7 protein-coding genes are annotated in these 8,673 nt (G+C 65.8%); 3 read left to right on the top strand and 4 right to left on the bottom strand.

Translation table 11 applies throughout. From position 1 onward, the window contains the following. A partial coding sequence (locus tag LTI14_RS12865; RefSeq protein WP_241476744.1) for a GAF domain-containing protein occupies window positions 1–1,457 on the bottom strand: 1,457 nt, incomplete at its 3' end. Between the two features lie 188 nt (window positions 1,458–1,645). Here LTI14_RS12865 and LTI14_RS12860 point away from each other — a divergent pair. The 3 genes from LTI14_RS12860 (at window position 1,646) to ppsA (ending at window position 5,412) form a co-directional block, all read left to right on the top strand. Continuing rightward, window positions 1,646–2,116, top strand: coding sequence for a pyridoxamine 5'-phosphate oxidase family protein (locus LTI14_RS12860; protein WP_241466120.1), 471 nt, complete (start codon window positions 1,646–1,648; stop codon window positions 2,114–2,116). A gap of 67 nt (window positions 2,117–2,183) precedes the next feature. Continuing rightward, window positions 2,184–3,020, top strand: a complete 837-nt coding sequence (locus LTI14_RS12855) for a pyruvate, water dikinase regulatory protein (RefSeq protein ID WP_241476743.1) — start codon at window positions 2,184–2,186, stop codon at window positions 3,018–3,020. Between the two features lie 10 nt (window positions 3,021–3,030). Beyond that, the gene (gene ppsA, locus LTI14_RS12850) at window positions 3,031–5,412 is read left to right on the top strand and encodes a phosphoenolpyruvate synthase (RefSeq protein WP_241471192.1); all 2,382 of its coding nucleotides are present in this window, start codon (window positions 3,031–3,033) and stop codon (window positions 5,410–5,412) included. A 109-nt stretch (window positions 5,413–5,521) separates the two neighbouring features. Here the strand turns inward: ppsA and pth are convergent, their stop codons facing one another. The 3 genes from pth to LTI14_RS12835 all read right to left on the bottom strand — a co-directional run bounded on the left by pth (window position 5,522) and on the right by LTI14_RS12835 (window position 8,512). Next, window positions 5,522–6,100, bottom strand: a complete 579-nt coding sequence (gene pth, locus LTI14_RS12845) for an aminoacyl-tRNA hydrolase (RefSeq protein ID WP_241466114.1) — start codon at window positions 6,098–6,100, stop codon at window positions 5,522–5,524. 35 nt (window positions 6,101–6,135) lie between these two features. Next, window positions 6,136–6,774 carry a 50S ribosomal protein L25/general stress protein Ctc gene (locus tag LTI14_RS12840; protein ID WP_241466112.1) on the bottom strand — a complete coding sequence of 213 codons (639 nt, stop codon included), beginning with the start codon at window positions 6,772–6,774 and terminating at the stop codon, window positions 6,136–6,138. A 313-nt stretch (window positions 6,775–7,087) separates the two neighbouring features. Beyond that, window positions 7,088–8,512, bottom strand: coding sequence for an NAD(P)-binding domain-containing protein (locus LTI14_RS12835; protein WP_241471194.1), 1,425 nt, complete (start codon window positions 8,510–8,512; stop codon window positions 7,088–7,090). Between the last annotated feature and the right edge of the window lie 161 nt (window positions 8,513–8,673).

Here is an 8,673-nt window from a genome sequence, read left to right as displayed (position 1 = left end):
GTCACGTTGGTGACCGTCTCACGCAGGACCGCGACGACATCATCTGCGAGCTCACCCTTGATGAACGCATCGATCTGACCCGTGAAGGTCACCTTCGGAGCCATGCCAAGCCCGGCCGAGAGCTCGGTGACGACATCGAGCAGCCGATGACGCATGGTCCTGGTGGTCTTACGGGTGCGCAGAGTGAATATCGCGTTGCGGATGTCTTCGATGGCCGCGTCGATCTCCGCCACATGCCTGTCGATCCTCCCGCAATGTCGGGGGTGGGCCGAGGCGAAGGCCTGCAGTCCCAGGCCCGTGGCGAAGAGCCGCTGGATGACATGGTCATGGAGATCCCGAGCAGTGCGCGCCCGGTCTTCGATCACGCCGAGCCGCTGCCGATCCGCTCGCGCCCAGGACAGCGCCACAGCCAGACCCGCCTGGGTCGCGAAGTCCGAGAGCAGCTCCAGGTCACCGGAGTCAAAGGCCGGCCGGGACTCGGCCCGGGTCGCGCAGACCGCACCGATGCGGTCCCCGGAGACGATCAGCGGAACAGCGATCACCGAGGAGCTCGGGACCCGCTCACAGAACGGTGGGACATCTGTTCCCTCGGGAGGCGAGATGCTCGCCGTCCCCTCCATGGCCCGCGACACCGCGCCTTCGACCCAGGGCAGCACCTCGCCCTCGATCAGCGAGGCGCCCTGTCCGCGGGCGGTGTCGATGAAGAGCTCTTCGCCCACCGCGTCGGAGGTCACGATGGCGGCGAAGTCCGCTTCGGTGAGGGTCGCGACCCCGTGAGCCAGGACGCCGAAGACATCGATGGTCTCCGAGGCCAGCAGTGCTGAGGTGACATCGCCCAGGACGGCGCTGAGCTGCTGCGCTCGGCGGGCCTCTTCGTAGAGTCGGGCGTTGTTGATCGCGGTCGCAGCCGTGGCGGCCAGCGCCGTGACGAGTTCTTCGTCCTCGTCGGTGAAGGGCCCATCGGCCCGGTTGGTGAGGTAGAGGTTGCCGTAGGTCTCGCCGCGGATCTTGATCGGGACCCCGAGGAAGCTGGTCATCGGCGGGTGGTGGGCGGGAAAGCCGACCGCCCGGGGATCCGTGGTGAGGTCGGTGAGTCGGATCGGGTTGCTGCTCTGGTTCACCGCGCCCAGGACCCCGTGCCCGGCGGGCAGGTCTCCGATCTTCTCGGCCACGTGCTGCGCCATCCCGACGTGGATGAACCGTTCGAGGGAGCCATCAGCGGCGATGACGCCCAGTGCGGCGTACTCGGCGTCCGCGACGGTCCTGGCCTCCTCGGCGATGCGCCGCAGAACATGTTCCAGGTCGAGATCGCTGGCCACGACGTTGCTGGCGTCGAGCAGGGTCTGCAGTCTGCGCTGGGAGGTGAGGACCCGGATAGTGCGCGCGATGGAATCCCCCACCGCACCATTGGCTTCAAGCTTCGGAAGATAAGTAACCCGAAGTTCATCCGAATCCATAACCCTCCTCACCCCGATAACTGAACTCCATTCTAGGCCTTTCCTCGGGAAAGAGAACCCCGTTCAGCTCCGCAGCGCTGCGACGGTGAACCGGCGCGGCCAGCAGTCGCCGAGGCGGCGGACGTGAGCGGCATCGCCTTCGCTTCAGACTCTGGCTTCCGCGGTGGAGCCGGAGTAGGCTCGCCGCCATGCAGAAGACACCCTCGACACCCAGGACAGAGGTCCTCGAGAGCCGCGAGTGCTGGGAGCTGCTGCGCAGCGTCTCGCTCGGCAGACTCGCCGTCTGGACCGGTGATCATCCAGAGCTGTTCCCGGTCACCTACCTGGTGGATCAGCGGACCATAGTCTTCCGCACCGGGCCCGGCACGAAACGGACGGCCGCGCTGGGCTCCAGTCCCGTGGCCTTCGAGACGGACGGTGTGGATCCGCGCACCAATGTCGCCTGGAGTGTGATCGTCAAGGGCACGGCGGCGGAGGTCGAGCAGACGGACGACTCTCTCAGCAGCTCTTCGCGCCGACTGTTCCCCTGGGAATCGGGGGAGAAAGACCATTTCGTCCGGATCACGCCGGAGGTCGTCACGGGTCGACGCTTCATCGTCGCCCACCCCCAGGCCTGGGACATCTCCTTGAACGACGCCACCCGATCAGGCCTCGACTGAAGGACCGGCTATGACGATCGTGCACCAGGCACCGGTTCGCTCAGGTGCACGGTAGGGCGGCCAACCCATGACCGGCGCCGTCGGAGCACCCGTGCCGGTGTTCTTCATCTCTGACAACACCGGCGTCACCGCCGAGACCCTCGGCAACGCGCTCCTGGCGCACTTCCCCGGCATCCGATTCGTCCGCAGAACCTTCCCCTTCGTCGATTCCCCGCCGATCGCACAACAGGTGCTGAGTGCTGCGCGCACCGCGGGACCTGCCACCCTGCTGCTCGTGACCGTTCGCGCCGCGGAGGTCAGCGCCGAACTGAGCGCAGGCCCGTTCGCCGTGGTGGATCTCATCAAGGGACATCTCACCGCGCTCGAGAAGCTCCTGGGCGTCAAGGGCGCTGCTGAGGTGGCCCCGCATCACAGCATCGGGAACCCGGACCAGTACAGCTCCCGCATGCGCGCGGTGGAGTACACATTGACGCACGACGATGCAGCGGGCGCGAGCTCTCTGGTCGGCGCCGATCTCATCATCATCGCTCCATCTCGCTGCGGGAAGACTCCCACCGCGCTGTACCTGGCTCTCCAGCACGGTCTGCGGGTCGCCAACTACCCCTTGACGGAGGAGGACTACCCGGCACTGGAGCTGCCCCGGGCGGTGGAGCCGTATCGGGTTCGGTGTTTCGGGCTGACCAGCACTGCGCAGCGGCTGAGCCAGATACGCCAGGAACGCCGTCCAGGCGGGGCCTATGCAAGCCTGTTCCGCTGCCGCCAAGAGCTGCGTTGGGCGGAATCCCTGTACCGACGGCACTCGATCCCGAGCCTGAACACGGCGGCCAGAAGCGTGGAAGAGATTGCGGCAGCGATCCTGCAGACGATGCATCTTCGTCCCGCCGCAGCGCCAAGCAGTCCCTGAGGAGACACTGATGAGCAACATCTTGTGGTTCGACGACATCTCGCTTGCCGATATCGCAGCCGTGGGCGGGAAGAACGCCTCGCTGGGCGAGATGGTGGCCCGCCTCTCCGAGGCAGGAGTGCGTGTACCGGGCGGTTTCGCGACGACTGCGGATGCCTACCGCGTGTTCCTCGCTGCGAACGGACTCGACCACAGGATCCGGGCGGCCCTCGAGCCACTGGACATCGACGATGTCGTGGAGCTCTCCCGGGTCGGCGCGCAGATCCGTTCATGGATCCAGGATCAGCCCCTGGCCGAGGAGCTCACACGAGACCTGCGCGAAGCGCACGCGAGGCTGATCGCAGAGGACCCAGACCCTGAGGCGGTGACGTGGGCGATCCGTTCCAGCGCAACGGCCGAGGACCTGCCGGACGCCTCGTTCGCAGGCCAGCAGGAGACGTTCCTGAACATCGGCGGGGTCGAGAACGTGCTCGCTGCAGTGCACAGCGTCTTTGCCTCGCTCTACAACGACCGGGCGATCGCCTACCGCGTGCACCATGGTTTCGCCCACCACAAGGTCGCGCTCTCGGCGGGCGTGCAGCGCATGGTCCGTTCCGACATCGGAGCATCCGGCGTGATGTTCACGGTGGACACGGAGACGGGCTTCGATCGGGCGGTGTTCATCACGAGCGCCTACGGTCTGGGTGAAGCCGTGGTCCAGGGGGCGGTGAACCCTGATGAGTTCTACGTCCATAAGCCCGCGCTGCAGCAGGGACATGAAGCCATCTTGAGCAGGGCGCTCGGCGAGAAGGCCACCGCGATGCGGTACGCCGCGGGCCGCGGACTTCACAGCAGCACCATCTTCGAGGACGTATCACCTGCCGAGCGGGCACGATTCTCGATCACCGATGCGCAGGTCACCGAGCTGGGCCGCTGTGCTGTAGCGATCGAGGACCACTACGGCCGACCGATGGACATCGAGTGGGCGCTCGATGGAATCGACGGACGGCTCTACATCCTGCAGGCCCGCCCGGAGACGGTGGTGTCCCACCGGGAGCTGCGACAGGTGAGACGCTTCGTGCTCCGCGAGCGCGGTGACGTGCTGACTGTGGGAAGAGCGATCGGGCAGCGGATCGGGACCGGCCCGGTGAGGGTCCTTCGCTCGCCGGCGGACATGGATCGGCTGCAGCCCGGCGACGTGCTGGTGGCTGAGATCACGGACCCGGACTGGGAGCCGATCATGAAGCGTGCCTCGGCGATCGTCACCGAACGTGGGGGTCGCACCTGTCACGCGGCGATCCTCGCCAGGGAGCTGGGTGTGCCCGCCGTGGTGGGAACGGGGGACGCCACAGAGGCCCTGGCCGACGGCGAGGCGGTGACGATCTCCTGCGCCGAGGGCGACAACGGGATGGTCTATGCCGGCACGCTGAGGTTCGAGGAGGAGGTGACCGATCTGGATGAGATGCCGGACGTCCCGGTGAAGATCATGATGAATGTGGCCTCCCCGGATCAGGCATTCTCGTTCTCCCAGCTGCCGCACCACGGGGTGGGGCTCGCCCGCCTGGAGTTCATCATCAACCACCAGGTCGGCATCCATCCGCGTGCGCTCCTGGAGCGTGACAGCCTGCCGCACGAAGTGCGGAGCGCAGTGGACCAGCGGATCAGCGCCTACGGGTCGCCCAGGGAGTACTTCGTGCGGCGGGTGGCGGAGGGCGTGTCGACCATCGCGGCCAGTTTCGCCCCGGAGCAGGTCATTGTGCGGTTCAGCGATTTCAAGACTAATGAATACGCCAACCTCCTGGGCGGGGAGCTCTTCGAGCCGCAGGAGGAGAATCCGATGCTGGGCTATCGAGGTGCCTCGCGGTACATCTCCGCGGATTTCCGGGAGTGCTTCGCCATGGAGTGTGAGGCCCTGCGGTTCGTTCGCGAAGAGATGGGTCTGGAGAACCTGGCGATCATGGTGCCCTTCGTGAGGACGGTGGAGGAGGCCCAGACCGTCGTCGACCTCATGGCGAGTCATGGGCTCCGCCGCGGGGCACGAGGCCTGAAGGTGATGATGATGTGCGAACTGCCCAGCAATGTCCTTCTCGCCGATGCGTTCCTGGAACATTTCGACGGGTTCTCCATCGGGTCCAATGATCTGACCCAGCTGGTGCTCGGTGTTGATCGGGACTCGGACCTGGTGGCTCATCTCTTCGACGAGCGAGACCCCGCCGTGCTCTCGATGCTGGCCACGGTCATCGACAGGTGCCGGACGCAGAACAAGTACATCGGGATCTGCGGTCAGGGACCCTCAGATCATCCGGAGCTCGCCCGCTGGCTGGTTGATCAGGGCATCGAATCGATTTCTCTGACACCTGACACCGTGGTGCAGACCTGGCTCAGCTTGGCGGGTGCGGCAGAGTCTCGGTAGCGCTGCCCGAGCACGGGCGGGCCGCCGTCGTCGGCGACGGACGGTGTCTGCGTTCAGGGCACAGGGTTCAGTGCACGGGGTTCAGTGCACGGGGTTCAGTGCACAGGGTTCAGTGCACCGCATTCTGGGCAGCTGGCAGCCCGTCGGAGATCAGCAGCTCCACCGCATCGGCCAGCCGGGAGATGAAGATGCCCAGCTCCTTCTGCTCGGCGGCGCTGAACTTCTGCAACACGTAGTCCGCGCTGTCCATGCGGCCGGGGGGCCTGCCCACGCCGGCGCGCACACGCAGGTAGTCACGATTCCCGCCCAGGTGGGTGGTGATGGATTTCAGCCCGTTGTGCCCGCCTTCGGACCCCCCGCGCTTGAGCTTGGCACGACCGAAGTCCAGGTCGAGCTCATCGTGGACCACGATCAGGTTTTCGGCGGGGACGGAGAAATAGTCCATCAGCCCTCGCACGGGCTTGCCGGAGAGGTTCATGTAGCCCTCCGAGATCGCGAAGACCACCTTCGGCCCTCCCGGGCCCAGCCGGGCCGCGACGGCCTTGGCCCCGACCTTGGTGCGCGTGTACTTCGCATCCATGCGGTCGAGGAGCTCGTCGAGCACCATGTGCCCGATGTTGTGCCGGGTATGACGATAGCGGGACCCGGGGTTGCCGAGTCCCGCTATCAACCACGTCTCTGAAGCCATGCCTCGAGCCTAGTGGAGTCGCAGCGTCAGAGCGTTCAGCTCTCTTCGCCCTCTGCGTTCCCCTCGGACTCGCCCTCGGCGGTCTCGCCCTCGGCAGCTTCACCCTCGGTGGTCTCTGCCTCGTCGCCCAGGTCCTGCTCGGTGGGCTCGTGGATGGAGACGATCGGGGACTCCATGTCGGAGAGCGCCAGCGTCACGCCCTTGGGCAGCTGGATGTGCTCCGGCAGGGCGTTCTCGTTGCGGTCGGTGATGTCGATGGTCACGTGCTCGGGGAGGTGGGTGGCCTCGGCCTCGATGGACACGGTGGCCTGGTCCAGGATCCATTCGAAGCCGACGGCGGGCTCGCCGGTGACCTCGACGTAGACGTCGACGACGACCTTCTCGCCGCGACGCACGGTCAGCAGATCCATGTGGTCGATCGAGCGCTTGATGATGTCGCGCTGGATGGCCTTGGGGATCACCAGCTGCTCGGTGCCTTCGATGTCCAGTGTGATCAGTGCGTTGGGGTTACGCACTGCCAGGTGGGTCTGGTGACCGGGAAGCACCACGTGGATGGGGTCTTCGCCGTGGCCGTAGACCACTGCCGGGATCTGGTCGTCGCGGCGGGCCTTGCGGGCTGCGCCCTTGCCGAACTCGGTGCGCTTGGTAGCGGGAATGACGATCTTGTCAGCCATGGTGTTGTCCTTCGTTGGTTGGATTCGAATTGATCCAGGCACCAACGACAAGTGAATTCCAGGCTCTCCGCGCTGTGAGCGGCGGTGATGTTCTCCTGCAAGTTCGCCTCGTCGATCACGGGGCTGACGTCTCACGGATCGGATCCGGAGATGTCGCCCCCTCGCCTGGGCACAGCTGAGAACTATACCAGCTGTCACCACCGGTCTCACGGTCCCGGGCGCGCGGCGACTCATCCGACCGCCGCCGCGCACCCAGCCCAGCCTTGAGCGGACAGGACCAGCTCTCAGACCATGGAGCTCAAGCCGACGGAGCTCAGGCGACGGGAGCGGCCGCTGCCGCCCCCGTGTCAGCATCGCGTTCCGCGATGACCAGGCTCGGCACCTCGGTGGGCGCCGGGGTGGACAGGTAGCGCTCCAGGGAGTCGTCGAGCTCCTGCAACCATGTGGTGTGGTGCTGTGACCCCTTGGTTCCGGTCATCACCGAGCGGTAGTTCTTGTCCCGGTAGGTCAGGATGTTGGCCTTCTTGTCGGTCTTCCAGTCCAGGAAGACCTGGACCACCTCGTCCAGCGCGAACATCGGGTAGTCGGTGGCCCCGATGAGGTCGCGGATGTAGTCGGCCTGGAACTGCACCTCGTCGGCGTCCCCCTCCAGGGACTGGAAGCGGTGGCGCCACTGCTTCAGGTGGGCGGCCCGCTCCTCCGCCGGGGGCAGCTTCGTCCGGCCCATGATGAGGTCGCGGACATACCAGGCCTGCGCATCGAACATGTTGAAGGTGAACCATTGGTCCTGGGCGCCCAGGTAGTACATCTTCGGGTTCCGCTGCCACACGACTCCGCGGTACAGCCCGCCCGGGTAGACGTTGTTCTGGGACCGCAGGGCCAGTTCGGTGGACAGGAAGGGGTACTTGTGCAGGTAGCCGGTGCACAGGATCACGGCATCAAATTCGCGGGACTCGCCGTTGGAGAAGTAGGCAGTCTCCCCCTCGAACCGGTCGATGAGCGGAAGTTCCTCCATGCCTTCGGGCCAGTCATGGCCCATGGCCCGGGTGCGGTAGCTCATGGTGACCGAACGGGCACCCATCTTGAAGGCCTGCACGCCGATGTCCTCGGCGGAGTAGGAGGCCCCGATGAGCAGCACGCGCTTGTCGGCCAGCTTCTCTGCCCCGCGGAAGTCATGCGCGTGGTGCAGAGTGCCGGTGAAGGTCTCGATCCCCTTGAAGTCCGGGACGTTGGGGAAGGAGAAGTGCCCGGTGGACACGATGACCCGGTCGAATTCGGAGGACGAGGTGGTGCCGGACTTCAGGTTCTCCACGGTGACCGTGAAGGTGTCCTCCTCGCGGTGGTATTCCACCCAGCGAACGGCGGTGGAGAGCTGGACCTTGTCCTTGACGTCGGACATGCGAGCCCGCCCGTCGATGTAGTCCCACAGAGCCGCCCGCGGCGGGTAGGAGGAGACCGGTCGGCCGAAGTGCTCGTCGAAGGTGTACTCGGCGAACTCGAGCGCCTCCTTGGGCGCGTTCGACCACAGGTTGCGATACATCGAGGAATGGACCGGCTCCCCGTACTTGTCGATCCCGCTGCGCCAGTTGTAGTTCCACTGCCCGCCCCAGTCGTCCTGCTTCTCGTAGCAGATCACCTCGGGGATCTGGGCACCGGACCGCTGTGCCGTGTCGAAGGCCCGAAGGGCGGCCATGCCGCTAGGTCCCGCTCCGATGATTGCAATTCGCTGTTTGGACATAGTTACCTTATCCGGCCCGCTACGGCCTCATGGTCAGTCGTCGACGGGTTCCGTGGAGGCGCGACTGTCAGGCGCTCAGCGCCACGGCCTCAACACAGGAAGTTCACGTCCACCCGGGATAGAAAACCCGCGCTCCATCGTTCTGCGCGTGTCCCTGGGTG

Origin of the sequence: Nesterenkonia sp. YGD6 (assembly GCF_022565895.1) — a bacterium.
Lineage (GTDB): Bacteria > Actinomycetota > Actinomycetes > Actinomycetales > Micrococcaceae > Nesterenkonia.
This window is presented reverse-complemented; position numbering and strand designations above follow the sequence as displayed.